The organism is Holdemania sp., from assembly GCF_986127675.1.
Window position 1 is genome coordinate 13,702 of the sequence record NZ_CFQZWI010000010.1, and the last position, 20,142, is coordinate 33,843.

General features: G+C 50.1%; 20 protein-coding genes. 15 read left to right on the forward strand and 5 right to left on the reverse strand.

Features of this window, described 5'->3' with window-relative positions; translation table 11 throughout:
* Window positions 1–43: 43 nt before the first annotated feature.
* From AC5OW4_RS03190 to AC5OW4_RS03215, 6 genes are all read left to right on the forward strand, one after another.
* On the forward strand, window positions 44–730 hold the full coding sequence (locus tag AC5OW4_RS03190) for a response regulator transcription factor (protein ID WP_072683194.1): 687 nt from the start codon (window positions 44–46) through the stop codon (window positions 728–730).
* Window positions 717–1,940, forward strand: a complete 1,224-nt coding sequence (locus tag AC5OW4_RS03195; RefSeq protein WP_072683195.1) for a sensor histidine kinase — start codon at window positions 717–719, stop codon at window positions 1,938–1,940. Before AC5OW4_RS03190 ends, AC5OW4_RS03195 begins: the two co-directional genes overlap by 14 nt.
* Window positions 1,941–2,106: 166 nt before the next feature.
* Complete coding sequence (locus AC5OW4_RS03200) at window positions 2,107–3,648, forward strand: ABC transporter permease (RefSeq protein WP_072683196.1); 1,542 nt, start codon at window positions 2,107–2,109, stop codon at window positions 3,646–3,648.
* A 13-nt stretch (window positions 3,649–3,661) separates the two neighbouring features.
* Window positions 3,662–4,354: an ABC transporter ATP-binding protein gene (locus AC5OW4_RS03205; RefSeq protein ID WP_072683197.1), complete on the forward strand. Its 693-nt coding sequence runs from the start codon at window positions 3,662–3,664 to the stop codon at window positions 4,352–4,354.
* 142 nt (window positions 4,355–4,496) lie between these two features.
* On the forward strand, window positions 4,497–5,321 hold the full coding sequence (locus tag AC5OW4_RS03210) for an SDR family NAD(P)-dependent oxidoreductase (RefSeq protein WP_229100688.1): 825 nt from the start codon (window positions 4,497–4,499) through the stop codon (window positions 5,319–5,321).
* Window positions 5,322–5,875: 554 nt separating this feature from the next.
* Window positions 5,876–6,571, forward strand: a complete 696-nt coding sequence (locus AC5OW4_RS03215) for an MBL fold metallo-hydrolase (RefSeq protein ID WP_072683198.1) — start codon at window positions 5,876–5,878, stop codon at window positions 6,569–6,571.
* Window positions 6,572–6,653: 82 nt separating this feature from the next.
* Here the strand turns inward: AC5OW4_RS03215 and AC5OW4_RS03220 are convergent, their stop codons facing one another.
* The gene (locus AC5OW4_RS03220) at window positions 6,654–7,409 is read right to left on the reverse strand and encodes a DeoR/GlpR family DNA-binding transcription regulator (protein ID WP_072683289.1); all 756 of its coding nucleotides are present in this window, start codon (window positions 7,407–7,409) and stop codon (window positions 6,654–6,656) included.
* A 192-nt stretch (window positions 7,410–7,601) separates the two neighbouring features.
* Here AC5OW4_RS03220 and AC5OW4_RS03225 point away from each other — a divergent pair, with 192 nt between their 5' ends.
* From AC5OW4_RS03225 to AC5OW4_RS03240, 4 genes are all read left to right on the forward strand, one after another.
* The gene (locus AC5OW4_RS03225; protein ID WP_072683199.1) at window positions 7,602–8,522 is read left to right on the forward strand and encodes a 1-phosphofructokinase family hexose kinase; all 921 of its coding nucleotides are present in this window, start codon (window positions 7,602–7,604) and stop codon (window positions 8,520–8,522) included.
* Between the two features lie 57 nt (window positions 8,523–8,579).
* Window positions 8,580–10,445 carry a PTS glucose transporter subunit IIA gene (locus AC5OW4_RS03230; RefSeq protein ID WP_072683200.1) on the forward strand — a complete coding sequence of 622 codons (1,866 nt, stop codon included), beginning with the start codon at window positions 8,580–8,582 and terminating at the stop codon, window positions 10,443–10,445.
* A gap of 18 nt (window positions 10,446–10,463) precedes the next feature.
* Window positions 10,464–11,558, forward strand: coding sequence for an alpha/beta hydrolase (locus tag AC5OW4_RS03235; protein ID WP_072683201.1), 1,095 nt, complete (start codon window positions 10,464–10,466; stop codon window positions 11,556–11,558).
* 192 nt (window positions 11,559–11,750) lie between these two features.
* On the forward strand, window positions 11,751–12,593 hold the full coding sequence (locus AC5OW4_RS03240) for a class II fructose-bisphosphate aldolase (protein WP_195548033.1): 843 nt from the start codon (window positions 11,751–11,753) through the stop codon (window positions 12,591–12,593).
* Window positions 12,594–12,701: 108 nt separating this feature from the next.
* On the opposite strand, the gene AC5OW4_RS03245 is transcribed toward AC5OW4_RS03240, so the two are convergent.
* Window positions 12,702–13,517 (reverse strand): BtpA/SgcQ family protein, encoded by an 816-nt coding sequence (locus tag AC5OW4_RS03245; protein ID WP_006058203.1) that lies wholly within the window; start codon window positions 13,515–13,517, stop codon window positions 12,702–12,704.
* A 202-nt stretch (window positions 13,518–13,719) separates the two neighbouring features.
* Between AC5OW4_RS03245 and AC5OW4_RS03250 the strand changes: the two genes are divergently transcribed.
* Both AC5OW4_RS03250 and AC5OW4_RS03255 read left to right on the forward strand, forming a co-directional pair.
* A complete protein-coding gene (locus AC5OW4_RS03250) occupies window positions 13,720–14,448 on the forward strand; it encodes a hypothetical protein (protein WP_139248535.1) in 729 nt (242 codons plus the stop codon).
* The gene (locus AC5OW4_RS03255) at window positions 14,445–15,230 is read left to right on the forward strand and encodes a DeoR/GlpR family DNA-binding transcription regulator (RefSeq protein ID WP_006058201.1); all 786 of its coding nucleotides are present in this window, start codon (window positions 14,445–14,447) and stop codon (window positions 15,228–15,230) included. Before AC5OW4_RS03250 ends, AC5OW4_RS03255 begins: the two co-directional genes overlap by 4 nt.
* A 167-nt stretch (window positions 15,231–15,397) precedes the next feature.
* On the opposite strand, the gene AC5OW4_RS03260 is transcribed toward AC5OW4_RS03255, so the two are convergent.
* From AC5OW4_RS03260 to ulaG, 3 genes are read right to left on the reverse strand one after another with little or no spacing between them, the layout of a single operon-like run.
* Window positions 15,398–16,048, reverse strand: coding sequence for an orotidine 5'-phosphate decarboxylase / HUMPS family protein (locus AC5OW4_RS03260; RefSeq protein ID WP_006058200.1), 651 nt, complete (start codon window positions 16,046–16,048; stop codon window positions 15,398–15,400).
* Entirely contained in the window at window positions 16,045–16,890 is an 846-nt protein-coding gene (locus AC5OW4_RS03265; RefSeq protein ID WP_072683205.1) for an L-ribulose-5-phosphate 3-epimerase, read from the reverse strand. The genes AC5OW4_RS03260 and AC5OW4_RS03265 overlap by 4 nt, the downstream gene beginning before the upstream one ends.
* A gap of 41 nt (window positions 16,891–16,931) precedes the next feature.
* Window positions 16,932–18,038 (reverse strand): L-ascorbate 6-phosphate lactonase, encoded by a 1,107-nt coding sequence (gene ulaG, locus AC5OW4_RS03270; RefSeq protein ID WP_072683206.1) that lies wholly within the window; start codon window positions 18,036–18,038, stop codon window positions 16,932–16,934.
* 165 nt (window positions 18,039–18,203) lie between these two features.
* Between ulaG and AC5OW4_RS03275 the strand changes: the two genes are divergently transcribed.
* The 3 genes from AC5OW4_RS03275 to AC5OW4_RS03285 all read left to right on the forward strand — a co-directional run bounded on the left by AC5OW4_RS03275 (window position 18,204) and on the right by AC5OW4_RS03285 (window position 20,134).
* Window positions 18,204–18,833, forward strand: a complete 630-nt coding sequence (locus tag AC5OW4_RS03275; RefSeq protein WP_072683207.1) for a ribulose-phosphate 3-epimerase — start codon at window positions 18,204–18,206, stop codon at window positions 18,831–18,833.
* Window positions 18,834–18,844: 11 nt separating this feature from the next.
* The gene (locus AC5OW4_RS03280) at window positions 18,845–19,477 is read left to right on the forward strand and encodes a class II aldolase/adducin family protein (RefSeq protein WP_072683208.1); all 633 of its coding nucleotides are present in this window, start codon (window positions 18,845–18,847) and stop codon (window positions 19,475–19,477) included.
* A gap of 195 nt (window positions 19,478–19,672) precedes the next feature.
* Entirely contained in the window at window positions 19,673–20,134 is a 462-nt protein-coding gene (locus AC5OW4_RS03285) for a PTS sugar transporter subunit IIA (RefSeq protein WP_200798745.1), read from the forward strand.
* The last annotated feature ends 8 nt before the right edge of the window (window positions 20,135–20,142 follow it).

A 20,142-nucleotide genomic window follows, 5' to 3' on the forward strand; every position in this document is an offset into this window, starting at 1 on the left:
ATAGTTATAATCGTAGATGTCCGGAGAGTGAAAGGAGAACCGCATGAAACTGTTGATTGTGGAAGATGAGGAAGATCTGGCGCTGGGGCTGAAGCGCGGGCTGCGGAAAAACGGCTACGAGGTCGACTGGACCGGCGAGGGTCGGGAAGGGCTGGATCTGGCGCTGGCTGAGGATTACGGCTGCGTCCTGCTCGATTTGAATCTGCCGGGATTGGACGGACTGGATCTGCTTCGCCGGCTGCGCGCGGAGAAGCCGCAGCAGAAGATTCTCATTTTATCGGCCCGCGGGACGGTGGCGGACAAGGTGAGGGGGCTTGACCTGGGCGCAGATGATTACCTGGTCAAACCGTTTCACTTCGAGGAACTGCTCGCGCGCATCCGCAATCTGACCGGACGCCGTTTTGTGCGCCAGGACGCCGTTGTCTGCCGCGGTTCATTGCGGATCGACACCGGCAGTCATCAGGTGTATGTGCGGGATCAGCGGCTGAGGCTGACCGCCAGGGAAACGCAGATTCTGGAAACGCTGGCGCTGCACGACGGCAAGCGGCTGAGCGCGGAAACGATTATCTGCCAGGTTTGGGGCGAAGACGAAGATCTGTTTTCCAACGCCTTTAAAGTTCACCTGTCTTCCCTGCGCCGCAAGCTGGCCTCGGCCAGTGGGGAAGACTGGATCGAATGTCAGCGCGGGCTAGGGTATTGCCTGAAGGAGAATCCGGATGAAAAAGCTTAGTTTACAGGTCAAGATTACGCTGCTGTGCACGGCGATTCTGACCGCGGCCTGTGTGCTGCTTACCCTTTCCTCCATGATGTTCAGTTCCCACGAATTGATCGGGGTAGCCAGGCAGGCGACGACCGTGATAACTGATTATGCCGTTTCGGTTAAAGAAGCATACAACCTGCAGCCCGCCCCAACCGCAAACAGCGGCCGTGAGGAGATCAAGGTTGATCAAATTGTCATCAATTCCAATCTTGCGGATTTTTACAACGTAAATCTTCCTGAGCAGGTGGAACAAAGCATGGTGGCGATCACAACCGCGGCCAACGATCAGATTCAGATTCAGGTTGTCGGTTTGATGACGGCGATCATTCTGTTGGGCACGTTGGGCATTTATCTGACCGTTTCCCGCCTGACACGTCCGCTGCGTCAGTTGTCGACCTCGATCAGTACGCTGGACGAAGATCAGCTGTCGGTCCGGCTGGAAGAAAACGGCATCCGCGAGGTCGCGGAACTGAGCCATTCGCTCAACCAGATGATCAGCCGGCTGGACGAAGCCTTCGAACGGCAGAAACGCTTTACTGCCGATGCAGCGCATGAGCTGAAAACACCGCTGGCCTCGATTCAGGTCAATCTCGACTCCCTGCGGCAGGAAGAAGAATACACCGCCGAGGAAGCGGCCGAGGTGCTGGAAGTGACCCAGCGCAACATCCGCCGGCTGAATCGACTGGCCGAAAATCTGCTTCAGCTCAACAGCGCGCAGGTGATCGAGCAGCGTCAGCGCTGTTCCGTTCACGATTGCTTTTGCACGATTATCGAGGAGCTGGATCCGCGGATTCGACAGAAACAGCTGAGTGTCCAGCTGGCCGAAGCTTATCCTTGTCTGGATACCGATCCGACGCTGCTGCTTCGCTGTCTGTATAACTGCGTGGAAAACGCTGTGAAATACACCCCGGAACACAGCACGATCCGGATCGATTTAAGCAAGCGGGAAGATCAGCTTCAAATCCTGATCGCCAATCCGTCACAGCCGATCAGCGAAAGTCAGTGCGCCCAGCTGTTTCAGCCGTTTTACCGGCTGGATGCCTCGCGCAGCCGCAAACTGGGCGGCAGCGGTCTGGGCCTGGCGATCACGCAGGAAATTGTGACCCGGCTGGGCGGAACGATTCAGGCAGTCTGGAAAGACGGCGAATTCCAGATTCAGATTCTGCTTCCGAAAGGTTAATCAAGCGGACTCTGGACAGACAGAGCGCTTCCGAAATCGGAATTTCTGAGCTTGATGATCCGAAGCGTCTCTTTCGCATTTGAGCTGTACTGCATCATTGAATTGAAATCAAAACGGACTTTTGAGGAAAGTTGTTTTCCTTGCGCCCGTAGAAAGGAAATACACTATGAATTTCATTCAGCGTGCGCTGCGGCACTTATCCCGCAGCAAGACAAAATCACTGCTTCTTACTCTGACGTTTTTTCTGATCGCCAACTTTGTGGTCGTCGGCTTTTCGATCAGCGCGGCCGCGGCGGAAGCCAAGATTGAAACGCGCCGCAAAATGAATCCGGTCGTCGAGTTTACGATGGACTTTGACGCCTGGTATGAAAAATATATGAGTCTGGATTCGGAGGAACGCAAAACCTTTGCCTATCCGAAACCGGATCCGGAGCTGGTGAGAAGAATGTTAGCCGATTCCCGCGTTAAATCCGCGGACTGGACGCGCTCCACGTTGGGCTATGCGGACGGGTTTGCGCCGGTGGAGATCCAGCGGCCGCAGAAGACGGAGGACGAGGAGGACGACGGGATGTTTTCCACCTCAGTCGTCGTTTCGGAAACGATGTCCGGCAGCGGGCAGGCGACGAACCAACAGCCCAACATGACGCTGCTGGGACTGCTTTCGCCGCAGCTGAACAAGCTGGCGGACGAAACGTGGAAACTGGCCCAGGGCCGGATGATTACGCAGGAAGAAATAGATAACGGAAGTCCGGTCGCCGTGATCGACAAGCGGCTGGCGGAAGCGAATAATCTGTCGGTCGGCGATTTCATCCGGATCAAGCTGTATTCTGACGACGAGATCAACGCTGTGGCCGATACTGCCAACGACAACGTCCTCGAACTGGAGATCGTCGGGATTTTGGACAGCGCGGAGGAGCTGAGCAGCGAGGAGCTGCAATGGGCCAGCGAATATTCCCATCCGGCCAATCAGGTGCTGATGCCGCTGCCATTGTACGCACAGCACGACATCGCGCTGATGGCGCTGTTCCATCAAGCCAACCCGAAAGTGGCCGAAGCCAGGCTGGAAGACTATAACCCGTCCAGCGCCGTGTTTGTGCTGAACGATCCGCTGGAGGTCGATGCCTTCCGCGACCAGTATAATCAGAATCTTGACGAATATCTGATCATGGATGCCAACGATGAGATGTACCAGCGTTTGTCGAAGCCGCTTGACACCTTGACGGTGTTCTCCGATCTGATCGTGGCGGTCGTTCTGATCAACGCGGTGGTGATTATTTCCCTAGTCAGCGCATTGACGTTGAAGACGCGGGAAACGGAGATCGGGGTCTTGCTTTCCCTCGGCGTGTCCAAAGTCAAGATTGTCGGGCAGCTGTTTACGGAGCTGTTGATCACGGCGATGATCGGCTTTGCGCTGGCCTCCGCGACGGGGTCGATGCTTGCCGGAAGCGTCGGCGAGAAAGCGCTGGCGATGCAGGTGCAGGAAAACCAGACAAGCGAGCCGGGCGTCTTCACGTATTCATCTTCGGATTCCTTGTTTAACGAAGTCAGCCAGGAAGAGGTGACGGCCAGCTATCACGCCGGTGTGGATGCAGGCATTTTGATTCAGATCTTTGTTTTAGGCGTTGGCGTGGTCTTCATCAGTACCCTGATACCGTCGATGATGGTGCTCCGTTTCAATCCGAAGAAGATCCTGATGAGTCAGAATTAGAAAGGACAACCGCATGTTAAAATTAGTAAACTTAAATTATGGCTACACCGACGGCGCGAATCGCCGCAGCATCCTGCGGGATTGCTCGTATACGTTTGAGGAAGGACGGTTTTACACTATTCTGGGACCTTCCGGCAGCGGCAAGACGACGCTGCTTTCGATCCTGGCCGGCTTAGACAGCGCTGAAAGCGGCGAGATCTGGTACAAGGATGAACAGATCACTCCCAATCGGCTCTATCATTACCGCCGCAATCAGATTGGCATCGTGTTCCAGCAGTACAATCTGATCAACTACCTGACCGGTATTGAAAACGTCGAGCTGGCCATGACGGAAACGGATAACGCCGTGCCCGAAAACCGCCGGGAAATTGCTTACGCGCTGCTTGAAAAGGTGGGAATTGTACGCTCCAAGGCGGAGCGTCCGATTTCCAAACTGTCCGGCGGCGAGCAGCAGCGGATTGCGATCGCGCGGGCGCTGGCAGCCAATGTCGATCTGATCTTTGCGGATGAACCGACCGGCAATCTCGACACAGCGACCGAACAGGAAATCATCCGGATCTTCCGCCTTCTGGCGGAAGACTTCGGCAAGACCGTCATCGTCGTTACGCACTCGGAAACCGTTTCCCGTTTCAGCGATGAGCGGGTGCTGCTGGAAGATGGGCAGCTGCATCGGCTGCCGCCGGAGGCGGAGGCGGCAGGGGTCTGAGAACCGGGAATGCGGAGCAAAGATTGTTCAATATTACAACGAATAAAGCACCGCCAGCTTGAAATGTGAAAAAAGTAACAAAATTATGGCCTTTCAAATCCTGCCGAGGTATAATAGATGTAGTTAAAAGGAGGAACAATTCATGATGATTCAAGATCGATTTGCCGGCAAGGTCATGGTCGTAACCGGCGGTACCTCGGGAATCGGCAAAGCCGTATGTTTAAGAGCGGGCGCGGAAGGCGCGAAGGTCGTCATCGCCGGACGAAATCAGGCGCGCGGCGAAGCGATTGAAAAGGAAATCCGCGAAGCGGGCGGCGAGGCGGTATTCATTCAATGCGACGTTACCAGAAAAGAGGATATTATCAATCTGTATGCCAGGACCGTTGAAATTTACGGACGGCTGGATATCGCGATCAACAACGCGGGCATCGTCGGCGATTCCAAGAAGATCGAAGATCTGACGGATGACGACTGGTTCAGCGTGGTCAATGCCAATCTGAACGCGATGTTCTATTGCATCCGGGAAGAAATCAAATATATGCTGAAAAATGAAAATGGCGGCGCGATCGTCAACACGGCTTCTGTCGCAGGAATCCGCGCAACCCCGGCGGGACCGGCTTATGTCGCAAGCAAGCACGGCGTCGTCGGTCTGACGAAATCCACAGCGATGGACTATGCCAAAAACAACATCATCTGCAACGCGGTCTGCCCGGCCGGCACCGATACGCCGCTGACTGAAGCGGCCAAGGAAAAGATCTATGCCAAGATCGCCGAATTGAAGGCGCAGGGCATTGATCCTTCCGAATTCATGAAGAATTCCATGATCGCCGGCAAGACCCAGACCCTGCAGGGCCGCAACGCGACTTCGGAAGAACAGGCGTCGACGATCCTGTACTTCGCTTCCGATGAAGCGCGTCACATCACCGGTTCGATCGTCGTCGCCGACGGCGGTTTCACCGTCTATTAAGCCTGAAATCTGATAACCAACCAGGAGAACGGGAGACATCTTCCGTTTTCTTTTTTGTCCTTTGGGAATGAAGGAAAAGAATCGTCAGACGGCGTGATCACTTGAAGCTCAGGATTGAAATTGAATTGGGATCCGAGGCAGAATCATTACGAAATGTGAAACAAATTCGTCAGCTTAAGAAAGTCTTCAGGAAGTTCACGGAACCTTCACCCGTTTTTGATACGAATCCCATAATGTTTGTTTATAATACAAGCATACAAGGAAGGAGGTATCCAGACGAATAATCAGCTGAGAAAGCATAAAAAATAAGTTCCCTTTTCATAAAATAATTTTCCCCCCTCTTAAACTATAAAAACAAATTGGAAGGCCGGCTTCCCCTCCGGCCTTTCGAAAGCACCTGCCGCTCCCCTCGGCAGGTTTTTTCTGTTTTTCTTTTAAAAGTAAATTTGATGGAAAGTCCAGTCAGGAAAAGCTTGAAAATTTCCCCAATCTGGCAGAAACTAAAGTTAATCCAGAACGAAGTGTGGATATCGAAGAATTCGGAGGAAATGTCTATGGAAATCAAGCACATACAAGATCATCTGATGAGTGTAGAAGAAGGATATGTCCGTTGTTTTCTGATTGAAGGAGAAACAGGAGCGCTGGTGATCGACGGCGGGGTGGAAACAGGTCTGCGAAAATTTGTGGAAAAGCAGACATCTCAGAAGCTGACGTTTCTGTTGACGCACAGTGATCCTGATCACACGGCGGCCTGCGGCGAGTTTGAAGAAATCCTGCTTCATCCTGCCGAAATGGCCCGGCTGGCGCGGAAACAGAAAATTCAGAACCGGTTTGCCGCCGTACAGGAGGGGGATTCGCTTGATTTTGAGCCGTATCATTTTGAGGTCGTGCTGATTCCTGGCCATACGCCCGGCAGCATCGCCTTGTGGGAAAAAGAAAAACGGTTTTTGATCAGCGGCGACAGCGTGACGAATGCGACGACGTTTCTGTTTGGCGAGGGCCGGAGTCTGCCGGCGTATTTATGCAGCCTGCGGAAATTGGCGGCCATCGCGGGCCAGCTCGATGTGATCTACGGCTCACATGGACCAGTGGAGGTCCCGCCAACGAGGATCAATGAGTTGATCGCGCTGTGCGAATGGGTGGAACGCGGTGAGATTCACGGGGTGCCGGCCGAGCGTTTTGCGGGCGATATTCAGGAATATCGTCATCAGGGCGCGGCAATTTATTATCCAGCTTCAATTCAAGAATAGAAAAAGACGGCTGTCTTTCTGAGATTTCGGCGGCGATTGCCGGAAAGGCCAGAGAGAGACCGTCTTTTTTTGTCTTGTCGGACTAATCCAGCTTACTTTCGCCATTTGTCAGCTGGTAGCGGATTTGTGAGCGGTCGAAGTCCGGAATCTCATCGCTGAGGATCACGGCCTGATCCAGCCGGGAGAATTTCACCGGATAGAGCTTATTGAACTTGGAGCCGTCTGCCAGAACGAACGTCGAGCTGGAATGGGCGATGACTTTCGCCTTGACGTCCGCCTCCTGTTCATTGGTCGTCGTGAAGCCGACCTTCTCATGGATGCCGTTAACACCGAGGAACGCGATGTCAAAAAACAGATCGTCCAGCTGGCGCAGCGTGAGATTGCCGGTCACCGCTTCGGTCGTCCAGCGGATCGTGCCGCCCAATAAGATCGTGTGCGTCAAGCTGCGCTTGAGCTTCGCGATATGCGGCAAACCGATCGTGACGACCGTGATGTTTTTCGCGCGCACATAATTCAACATTTCATAGGTGGAACTGCCGGCGTCGACGTAGATCATCTGATTGTCTTTAATCATGCTTGCGGCCAGACGCGCGACCTGATTCTTGCTTGAAATATTGGTTTCGGATTTGATCAGCATCGGCGGTTCTTCGGACTGGCCGTCGTTGAGCCGGACGCCGCCATGATACCGGCTGACCATGTTGAGATCCTCCATCTGCTGCAGATCACGGCGCACCGTCGCCTCGGAAACACGCAGCAGCGAAACCAGCTCACCGACGCTGATCGCGGTGTTTTCGCGGCACAGGTCGATGATGGCCGCCCAGCGTTGTTGTTTTATCATCGTTTTCGCCTCCGGAATCATTATAACATTCATTCGTGTTCCATGATCAAATTTGATCGAAATAATTCATGATTCAATCAAAAATAATGATTGATTCTGCAAATGGCAGTGATTGTTTTCAAAAACGATCAAAATATGCTTGAAATCAGCGCTGATATCGCTTACATTGAAAACGCAGGGAGGTATACTACGATGATTATTACACTCACGCTGAATCCTTCGATCGACTACACGCTGACGGTGAACGAACCGCTGCTGGACATCGAGGTGAACCGCACGACTGGTGAACAGCTGAAGGTTGGCGGCAAGGGTTTGAATGTTTCGATGATGCTGGATAAGCTGCAAATCCCGTCGCGGGCAATCGCGCTGCTCGGCGGCTTCACCGGCGATTATATTGAACAGGCACTGCGGTCGTATCCGCGGATCAATCTGACGCGGGTGCCGGTCGAGGGCATGAACCGGATCAACGTCAAGCTGTATCATGGGCCAGGCACGCTGTGCGTCAACGCCCGCGGGCCGGAAGCCGGAGCTTCTGTCCGGCAGACGCTCTTAGACTTGCTGGAAGCGGCAGGACCGGACGACTGGGTGCTGGTGTGCGGCAATATGATGCGCGGGTTGGATGCGGATTTTCTGACTGGGCTGTGCGCGAAAGTGCATCAGCGGCAGGCCAGACTGGTCATCGACATGGAAGCGTTGTCCCCCCAGTTAATCCAACGGTGCCGGCCGGATTTGATCAAACCCAACTTCTACGAGTTCAAACTGCTGACCGGACAGCCTGACCTGACGCTTGACGAACTGCCGCAAGCGGCCGCGAAGCTGCGCGAAAGCGGCGTCGGCAACATTCTTGTTTCGTTGGGGGCAGAGGGCGCTCTGTTGGCAGCCTCTGACGGGATTTACCGACTGAGCCAGGAGCCTGTCGCGGCGATCAATCAGGTCGGTTCCGGCGACGCGATGCTGGCGGCGTTTGTCGGCCGGTTATCCGAAGGTCGGTCCAAAGCGGAAGCACTGGCCTGGGCCGGGGCGGCAGGAAGCAGCGTCGCGATGACCCATGATGAAGTGAGCGCCGGCCAGATCGCTCAAGGACTTCACCGCATGCACGTTCACAAGCTCTAATCCAGCTGCCGGCCATCGAACCGATGGAATCCGAAGAAAAAAGAGGAGAGAAAAACCATGGCAAAAAAATTGAATTACGCCGACATGGCCGCCGCGATCATTACGCAGCTGGGCACTCAGGAAAACCTCACCAACGTCAATCACTGCGCGACCCGGCTGCGCGTGGTTGTCCGCGATCCATCCAAGGTTGACGCCGCGGCGCTGAAGAAGATCGATGGCGTGATGGGCGTCGAGGTCCGCGAGAATCAGGTTCAGGTCATCGTCGGGCAGATCATCGAGGATCTGTTTCTCGAAGTGGAAAAACGCGTCGGGAAGTCCAGCGCTGGGGGAGCGGAGAAGCCGCAGGAAAAGAAGCTTGTCGCAATCTTCTCCAATTTCCTGCAGCTGATGGCGGGGATCATGAGTCCGGTCATTCCGTCCCTGATCGCCGCCGGCTTTCTGACCTGTCTGTTATTGCTTCTGAATCTGGTCTTCGGGCTGGAATCGACCAATTCCACCTATGTCATTCTGAATAACCTGGCACAATCCGTCTTCTACTTCCTGCCGGTCTTCGTCGCTTACACCTCCGCAAAGAAATTTGACACGGAACCGGTGCTGGCGATGCTGCTGGCGTGCTGGCTGCTGTACCCGGATTGGGTCGCCATGGCGGCAGCCGGCGGCTATACGAGCTATTTCGGCATCCCGGCGCTGTTGACAACGTATAACGGCGCGGTCCTGCAGATCATTCTGTCGGTTTGGGTGATGTCCAAAATCGACCAGCTGCTGAAAAAAGCGCTGCCGCTGTCAGTCCGACATTTCTTAAAGCCGTTCCTGCTGATTCTGATCACGTCAATCATCACGCTGACGCTGACCGGTCCGTTAGGCGGGTTAGTCACGAATTATATCGCGATGTTCATCGCCTGGATCCGCAATTATGCCAGCTGGGCGGCGGTGCCGGCGATCATCATCTTTGCCAGCACGATCGGTCTGTTATGCCCGGGCTTCCATCTGGCGCTGATTCCGATCGCGACGACCAGTCTGGCCACAGTCGGCTACGACGATTTCATCAATATCTGGTTCTTCTGCTGCACGATCACGCCGGGCTTCATCGCGCTGGCCGTGGCGTTAAAAACCAAGAACCGCCGGTTAAAGGAAATTGCGTTCCCGGCTTCGATCTCAGCACTGTTCGGCGGCATTTCCGAGCCAACGACCTATGGTATCTCCTATAAAATGCCGAAGGTTTACTTCTGCAGCATTGCGACTTCGCTGATCACCGGGCTGTACGCGGGCATCGTGCATCTGAAATGCTTTGGCTTCGGCGGCTATTCACTGACGAATATCCTGCTTTATCTGGGCGAAAACGGCGATACGACAAACTTCATTAAAGCGTTAATCGGCGTCGGCATCATGGCGGTCTGCTCGTTTGTCTTCGTGTTGATGACAAAGTGGGACGACAGCGTCTATAACGAGGAAGCGGACGAAACTGAAAACGCAGCAGTGGCTCTGACGTCCGTCGAGCTGTCCGCACCGGCACAGGGCGCGTATATCGCGCAGGAAAACATTGCCGATCCGGTCTTCGCGGCCGGTACGCTCGGCGCCTGCTTCGGCATCCGCCCGGAAACTGACGATGTTTTCGCACCGGTGGACGGCGTGATCAATTCCATCGCTCCGACCCGGCACGCCATCACGATCAAGGCGGCCGGCGGGGCCGAGGTGATGGTGCATATCGGCATCGACTCGATGAAGTTGGAAGAGCATGAAATTGAAACACTTGTGCAGATCGGCCAGACCGTCAAACGGCATCAGCCGATCGCCAGGATCGACCGTGAAGCCTTCGCAGCGAAACAAATGGACGATTCGATTATCGTCATTCTGTTAAACAGCGCGGCTTACGCTCAGGTTCATGCCGATGATCAGCAGCAGCAGCTGATCGCCGCGGCATAGAGAAACGGAGGAATCGGAATGCGGAAATATGCGAAACAGCTGTTGGATCAAATCCACGCGAAGGAACATGTTGAAACCGTAGACGGCGTTCCTGTCTTGATGAAACCGGTGCCGGACGACGACCGGGCGCATGTGCTGGATCCGCGGCTGCTGGAAGTGATCCGGATGAAACGGAAAATGTTTGCCCGGCGGGCACAGAAGGGTTACCGGCTTTCACAGGAGCGTTATCGTCCGGATAAAGTGACTGAGGATCTGTGTACTGTGGAAATCGACGTGGATGAGCGGCTGATTGATATCGGTCACGATCATAAAATTGACATTTACCTCTATCGGCGTCAATCCGATCAAGGCTGCCTGCCAGTGCTAGTCTATCTCCATGGCGGCGGCATGACGGCCGGGGATATGCGGCTGTTTGCCAATCAGATGCGGTTGATCGCTGAACTGGCTCATGCCGTGGTGGTGTTTCCGGAATACCGGCTGGCCCCGGAATGTCCGTATCCCGCGTCGATTGACGACGCCTGGGGAACGGTGCAGTGGGTTGCGGAACATGCCGACGAGCTGAACGTCGATCTGAACCGCCTGATGGTGGCCGGCGACAGTGCGGGCGGCGCGCTGACAAACGCTTGTTTATTAAAGGATGAGAATGGTCTGATCAAAAAAGCATTTGAAATCTATCCGGCCGTGGACAGCACGGATTACCGCAGTCAAACGCGGTATCTCTGGTCCTATGACGCGTATCCGATTCTTGAAGAACAGCGGGAAGAAGCCTTCAGCCGGATCGACCGGATTAAAAACAGCGCCGACGTAAGCGAGGCGGAAAGTCTGTATCTGCAGGGAAAGACCAGCTATGAGAATCCGCTGGTTTCCGTAATTTACGCCCCGGCGGAAAGAATGGCGCAATTCCCGCCGATGGTGATCGTCAGCGCGGAATATGATTACCTGCGTGTTGGCAGCGATTATTTTGCCAGCCTGCTGCAGGAGGTGGGCGTTAACGTGAAGTCGGTGCGTTACTGCGGTTGTGATCATGGCTTCCTCGATCTGCTGGGAACCGTTGTGCAGGCGGAGGATCTCTGCGGTTTGATCGCTGAAGAAATCCGCGCGATGAACGGATAAACGATCAGGGAGACGGCCGAACCCGTCTCCTTTTTCCTCCATTTCGGCCCAGTTCAGGTTTTCTTTGTGATTGGTGCAGTTTAGGCGTGCGCCGGTCTGGGACGTGTGCGATAATGAGGGCAGAGAAGCGAGTCAGAAAAGTGTATCGTTCAAACCAGCCATCCGGGAGTGGATGGGGGAGGAGTGAAATTCATGTTGGTAACGATGAAAGAAATTCTCGACAAGGCCAGCGCCGGCAATTACGCGGTGGCGGCCCCGAATCTGTGGACGGAGCTGGACGCCCGGGCGGTGATCGACGCGGCGGAAGAGCTGCGGGCGCCGTTAATCCTGGATATCGCCTACCCGGCCAATCCGGATCTGTTTCTGCTTTGTCAGATCGCGCGGTATTTCGCTCAGCGCTCAGCCATTCCGGTCGCGATTAACCTCGATCACGGCGGCGCGAAGAAAGAAGTGCTGGAAGCGTTCAGAGCCGGATTTACGTCCGTCATGATCGACCGGTCGGCGTGCCCGTTTGACCAGAATGTGCGGGAGGTCAGGGAAATTGTCGAGCTGGCGCATGCGCTGAATATTTCCGTGGAAGCCGAACTGGGCCATGTCGGCATGGCGGATCAATATGAAACCGACGGCGGCGCAGCGCTGACGGATCCGGAAACTGCGGCGGAATTCATCCGGTTGACCGGCGTGGATTGTCTGGCGGTGGCTGTCGGCACAGCGCACGGCGCTTATCCCAAGGGCATGAAGCCGAAGCTGGATTTTGAACGGCTCGCGGCGATCAAGGAAAAGACCGGTCATTTCCCATTGGTGATGCACGGTTCCTCCGGCACCGATAATGAAACGCTGCGGAAGGCCTGCCGGATGGGGATTAATAAAGTGAATATCGCCAACGATCTATGTCAGGCCGCGGCCAAGGCGGCGAAAACCGCCGATCTTGAAGGCAATCATGCCTATGATCTCAGCGCGGTGATCTATGAAGCAGCCAAGACGAAGATGATGGAGATGATCGGAGTCTATGGTTCCGCTGGGAAAGCGGGTTAAAATATTTCATTCGCTTTAGAAGAATATAAAATAAAATCCACAGAGCTTGGGAGTACGGCTCATGTGGATTTTATTTTTATGGTCAGGAGTAACCCGGTATTCGTCTTTTTATAATGTTTTTCTGAATTCTTTAACGATATCCATGAATTCTTTAACCCGCTGTTCATCAACCGCGTTTTCGAAAATACCGTCAATTTTGAAGGTTGTCGCGCAGACCGCACCGTCAGCGACGGATAACTGCCGTGTGATATTATCTTTATTGCAGCCTGTATTGCAAAGAATTGGCGTACGCTTCACTGAGTTTTTGACAACAGAGAGAACCTGCGTATCGGTTTCGCTGCCGGCAGTCAAGCCGGAAACACATAAGGCGTCAGGACGATTGTTAAATTCCGTGGATTTCGCGATTTCCGCGATATTTCTATCTGCCAGATATTTTGCGGCTTCCGGGACAATGTTGAATAACATTTTAACGTCCTGTGCGCCGATTGCCATTTTGTGACGTACCGTTTTCCCAACGTTTGTATTCCATAAGCCAAAATCAGAGGCATAAACGCCGGAAATGATTTCACGGATAAATTTGGCGTCAACCGCAACCGCCAGGTCTAAGGAAGCAATAGGATCCCAAAGGCAGTTCACGCCATAAGGAACGGTAATTTCTTTCTTTAATTCACCGATAACATGAGCCATGGCCGCGATCGTTACCGGCTCAACTTTCGTCAGATAGGGCAGCGAAAATTCATTGGAAAACATGATGGCATCGACGCCGCCGTTCTGCAAAGCGTGAAGGTCTCTTCTGGCGCAGTCCAGAACCTTAGCCATTCCCCCCTGCTTATCGTAATAAGGGTCTCCAGGAAGCGGCTGCAGGTGGCACATCGCGATGATCGGTTTTTTTACACCAAATAATTCTTCTAGCCAGTTGTTCATAATTAATCAATCCTCCTTGAACAACCCCATTATAGTGCAACCAATTTTATGTTTCTAGTGATCAATAATGATCAATCATATAACGAATTAATTGTTCATAAATCATAAAATTTGTCTATAAACGAAAAAAATAGGAAAAATAATAGAAAACATTCATAAAAAATCAATCATAAGTGTTATAATGGAAGCGGAGGAACAGAAGATGAAAAAATATTCAATGAAACAACGGATTGTTACTATGGTAAACGCGGCGATTTTTTTAGGCTTTCTGGGATTAACGCTTTCAATGTTTTTTGAATCAAAGAAAACAGGACTGGATTGGGCAATGCTGCTGATCTGTCTCGGTATCTTTGCGTGCGCGCTCTATTATGAGTATTTAAAGTATTTATATAACGATGCTCTGTATACTTTAAACTTTTTACTAAATCCGCAATCCGCAGAGGAGAAATATAAAAATTTATGCAAACTCGATATCACCCATAATTATGAAAAAAATACAGGGATTTTTGAGGTAATGATTTCAATCGAGAAAAACGACCCTGTTAAAGCACTGGAATTGATTAAAAAAAATGAAAAGAGATTTAGAAGCAATGTTGAATTGTTAATCATTATGTATTATTATCAAATCAGAGCTTATCTGTTGTTGGGAAATGCTAAAAAAGTAAATGAAGTTTACAGCGACGCTCAGGTAATTCGGAAAATGAAAAAAAGACCGAATATCATCAATTATCATGAGTTGGACGGATTGCATGAACTGGCATTGGGAAATAAAAAGAAAGCCTGCGACTATTTCAAACAGGTGGACGGTTCAAAAATGAATCCCAAGGAAATCCTCTTTATTTACAGTCAGTTGGCAGAACTCACCGCAGGTGAGGAACGTGCGGAGTATCAGCGCAGAATAGCGCAATTAAAAGGAGTTGCAAATCCATGAAAGTAAGCAAAGCGATAGTCAATGACCGGCGGGTTAAAATTATGCGTCTGATTGAGGAAAAACGTTCAGTCAGCGTGGATGAGCTTGTCGAAAAATATCATGTTTCTCCAATCACGATTCGCCGCGATCTCCAGTATTGGGAAGACAAGGGAGCGATTATCCGGAATTATGGAGGAGCATCGTTAATCCAGGAATTTGTTGAAGATGAAGAATATGAAAGAACGACCTTTCAAAAAGCAATCGCCAAGAGGGCAGCTTTATATATTGAGGAAGACGACGTTATCTTTATTAATTCCAGTACAACAGCTTTAATGATCGTCGATTATATTAAGGACAAACACGTAACGATTATTACCAATAATGCCAGAGCGATTAATTATACGCCGGATCCCAAGGTTCTCATCATATTCACCGGCGGGGAGGTGCGCTTCCCTAAAAATTCAATGACTGGAGATTTTGCGGTGGCGGCCCTGAATAATATTACGGCGACCAAGTGTTTTGTAGGCTGCAGCGGTTTGACTGAGAATGGAATCTCAACAGGTTTAATGAAAGAGATGTTAATCAATCAGACCATGATCAAGCGGACAAGCGGCCAACGCTTCGTTTTATGCGACAGTACGAAGATCGGCGTCAGTTATTCATTCTTCTATTCCAGTTTGAAAGGCTTTGATTATCTGATAACGGATGTGAAAGCAGATGACGAAGTGATCGAAAAAGTAAAAGAGAATACCGGAATTAACGTCATCAAAGTGGAACCGCTAAAAGGCGGATGGAAAATATAAAATTGAGCTGTATGAAAAATGAGCGCGGTGTCGGTAAGCGGCAGCCTGATCTCCATGAAAAGCTCATTTTCAATACAGAAAGTCTCAGAATAGAAAAAGAAACAAAACCGGATCTCCATAATGAAAAAGCAATGAAATCTTTGAGTGGATTTCATTGCTTTTTTCGATTATGACCAGATTTCTTTGATTTTTTCTTTCATTCGGCGAGCTTCTTTAGCTGGATCCGCAGCTTTGCGGATTGCCCGTCCAAAGATGAAACAGGATACCGGGATCCCTCGGAATTTCTCCAGATCGTCATAGCCGATACTGCCGGTAGCCGCAACGTCGATACCCATGTCGCATAATTTTTTTAAAGTGGCGATTTCTTCTTCATCCCAACCGCCGGGTTTATCGCCGGAATGCTGCAGCGTCAGCTGGGAGATGCCTAATTCTTTCCACAGTTTAACGTCCTCAAAGCTCCAATGGCCATACAATTCGATTTGCAGCTTTGTGTTTAATCCGCGCTTTTTCGCTTCTGCCTGAACAGAAGTAATCGTGCCTGGCTCGCAGGCGCATAAAATCGTCGTGAAATCCGGCCGGCCATCCAAAAGCATTCCGCCAATTTTGCTTCCAGCATCCACAATTTTCAGATCGGCAAGCAAAGGCTTGTTCGGGTACATCTCCCGGAAAATTTTTACGACGCGGGCACCTTCCGCAGCGATCAGGGAATAACCACATTCCAGAATATCAACTTCGTCGACAACACCGGTCTGGCAATCGCGGATCGCTTCTTCGGTGCTGGAACAGTCTAAAGCAAGCTGCACTGTAGGGATTTTCATTCTTTGTTCTCCTCCTTTATTTTATTTCTTAAAAAACGTTGAATACTTGGAAGCTGGCGAATAAAACCAAGTTCTTCTTCACACCAGACTTCTGCTGTAAAAGTCCCTTGGAAATCAGTATTTTTAAAGTGTCTCAGGACGCTGTTGAAATCGACTAATCCCGTTCCATAGGGAATATTGTGTTCGTCTTTTGAAATAGCGTCCTTGAGATGACAGGCCACAATTTCACCCTGACCGCCGGCGAGGTCGCTCACGACGTCGAATCCGTTATAAGCGACATTTCCAGTATCGGCATAAAGCTTAAACTGAGGATGATTCACCTTCCTGACAAACGCCGCGCATTGAGTAATTGTGGAAAAATGAGGCACATCTTCCAGGACCTCCATGGCCAGCGTGACCGGATAAGCCTGAATCAATTCCAGAATTTCAAATAATGAGGAAGCAAAACGGATTCTGGTGTCCGCGGTGCTTTCTTTTTGATAGACGTCATAAGGCGCTAACTGAATGATCGGAATCTTTAATTTTGCAGCGAGGATGATCGCTTTTTTTACAATTTCAATGCCCGCGTCAAAGCGCTTTGGATCGCCTAAGGGATAGAAGCGGTTGGCGCTGAGTGCCATTGTCCTAAACGGCATCTCAAAATGATCGGCAAGTTTTCTCAATTCCGCGATCATCTCATCCGTCCAATCCAGTCGTTTGATTCTTGGATCTTTGCCGTCGATGCTCAGTTCGATATAATCAAAACCGGCCTTTTTGGCAATGACGAATTTATCGCGCCAGGATAGAGCCAGGGGGATTCCTTTTTCATAAATTCCAAGAGGAATGCGTTCTAAATCTGTCATGACAAAAGAAGGAACAACCCGAAAGTTGTTCCTGACAAAGTTTAGAGGAAACTTGGGAATGGCAGATTTATATCGTGTGTAAAGATATCGTCAAACCCTCTTGGATAGTTATATGAAATCTTATCTTTATCATCCGGATAAACGAATTTTCCGCCAACTTCCCAAATAAACGGCTTGAATTTATATTGCAGGCGATTCTTCCGCATATACCACAGAACGAGAATTTCGTTGGTATCCGCTTTGAAATTTGTCCACAAATCATGATGGTAAGGAATCATGACTTTCGTATTCAAGTCTTCGCCCATTCTTAAAATATCGCTGGCCGTCATCTTATCAGTAATTCCGCGAGGATTTTCGCCGAAAGAACCGAAAGCAACGTCGATGTCAAATTGATTTCCGTGCTTGGCATACATATTGCCGAAGTGGGAATCGCCGCTGTGGTAAATTGTTCCGCCCGGCGTTTTTACGACATAGCTGACTGCGCGATCATCCATGTCGTCACAGGGCAGTCCCTTGATGTCGCCATGCGGCGGAGCGGTAATTAAAATCGTCCGGTCAACGGATTCAACGGCAGTAACTTCAATGTCTTTAATTTTGATGACGTCGCCTGGACGGACGGTAATCAGCCTTTCTTCCGGCACGCCCCAGCTGCGCCATAAATCCGTGGCAAATTTGGAACCGATGAATGGGACATCCCGTTCTTCACCGTTGATGATTGTTTTCTTCTTGACGTTGTTTAAAACCGCGGCGGCAAGATTGATGTCGATATGATCGGTATGGGTATGGGAAGCGAAAACAGCGTCGATTTCAGTAACCGCAAACGGATCAAGAACGGCTGGAACGGCCCGCAGGTTTGGCTGGAGCTGACGGGCTCCGGACATTCTGGCCATCTGATGATCCGGATCCATCATCTTTCGCTTTCCCTGATCATCATAGTGGGAACGTTTTCCTGAACCGCACCAATAATCCATCGCTATATTTGTGTTGTTTTCAGTTTTAATCCATAAACCGGTGCAGCCCAGCCACCACATGGCAAAAGTTCCTTTTTTTACTGTGGTTTCGGCAATTTCTTCATTGAGCCAGGTTCCCCATTCCGGGAAGGTGCCGAGGACCCATTTTTCGCGTGTTACGTCGTTTACGTTAGGCATTTTATGACCTCCTTTAATTTATGTTTTCATTATACATGCCAGTTTTTAGGATGAATAGCCTTTTATATGAACGGTGTGAACGTTTTAAGAATAAAAATAAGAATGATATAGCAGAATGTGCTTAAAAGAATATAGAATGAAAACAGAATCAAAGGAGGGGATACCATGAAGATTTATCCATCAATAGCCTCTGCCGATCCGTTACGAATCGCAGAGGAGCTTGACAAGATCAGAGGACATCCACGAGTCCATGTGGATATCGAAGACGGTAATTTTCTGCCGAATATCACATTCGGTCAGAAAACGGTCAGAAAACTGATGCAGGATCCGGATTTTGTTTATGATCTGCATCTGTTGACGACACGTCCATACGAATTTCTGCAGCAGATCAGCGACTGTCATTTTTCCCATATCTGTTTTCATTTCGAAGCTTCGGCTTATCCACTTCGGGAAATCAATCTGATCAGAAAAATGGGAGCTAAGCCGGGCATTGCGTTGAATTTTAAAACGGGAATCAGAGAATTAACTCCCTTTTTGTCCCAGATAGAGTATCTTCTGATCATGACTGCGGAGCCGGATGGCGAAGAAGAAAAATTCCAATCAAGCATGCTGGAAAAAGTGAAAGAAGCCCGCGAGTATTTGCCGCATAATGTTGAAATTTGGGCGGATGGAGGAATAAACGAAGGAAATATTTACCAATTAAACGAGGCTGGCGCGGATGCTATGATTATGGGAAGAGCTGTTTGGAATTGTGATAACCCACTTGAAAGTATTCGTCGTTTTGAAAAAATATAGGAGGAAAAACGATGTACGAAAATGAGAAACGGGCCATTTTGGATGCCTGCTTAAAAATGAAGGAATATCATCTGATATCGCTGACTGGAGGCAACGTTTCCATGGCGGTGGACGAAAACCGATATTTAGTAACACCGTCAGGCATGTTGTATGAAAAGATGACGATTGAGGATATTGTTCTGATCGATCATAATTGTCAGGTTATAGAAGGAAAGCGCAAACCTTCTTCCGATGCTTCAGCTTTAATTTATATCTTTGATCATCTGCCGGTAAAAGCGATCATTCATACTCACCAGCCTTATGCCACGGCGATAGGGTTTAATAACGACTCTTTGCCCGCTTGTATGGTAACGTTAATTGACGCGGCGCATGCACGGATTCCCGTTGCGCCGTTTACGCCTTCCTCGAATGTCGGCATGGGGCAGCTGGCTGTGAAATATGCCAATGATGCGACCGCATTGATTATGAAGCATCATGGCGTAATCGCCTATGGCAAAGATCTTGAAGAAGCGCTGTATTCTGCGGTTTATCTTGAGGAAGCGGCGAAGACCTATTGCATGGCGCGGATCATGGGGGCGGTTCCTGAACTTTCTGAAGACGAGATTGCAAAAGAGTCTGCGGGTTGGCTGAACTACGGACAGTAGGAGATAACAATAATCTTGTCAGACTTAAAATAGAACATAAAAATGATTAAATAATCATTAAATGTTATCAAAACTTGGCTGATTATTGGGAATAAAGAGATAAAAATCTTAAATATGAACAATGATTCATATAATTAATTGAAAGCGGTTTCTTGGCGTGTTACACTTTAATCAGCTTAAGCGGGAAAGGAGGGCTTGGAAATTCTTAAGGATATCGTTGATTCAAAGCATTACATTTTTTGCGAAGGTTTTTCCGACTGGACAGAGGCGATCAAGGCAGCGGCAGCTCCGCTGCTTGCCGAGGGGATTATTGAAAACACGTATGTTGACGCCATCATTGAAAATGTTAAAGAATATGGACCGTACATTATAATTGCCCCCGAAGTAGCCATGCCGCATTCAACGTTAGGCGGAGCTGGAGTGCATGATACGTGCATCAGCTTCATGAAAACAGAAAAACCAGTGGTTTTTGATCCAAACGATCCAACTAAAAATGCTCGTTTGTTCTTTACTTTAGCAGCTACCGATAATGAAAAACATATGAGCAATATGGTTGCATTAGCTGAATTTTTACTTAAAGAGGGGGCCATTGAAGACTTATTAAAAGCAAAAAATGCCGATGACTTGATGAAAGCACACTGCAAATATTCTGAATAATTACTAAT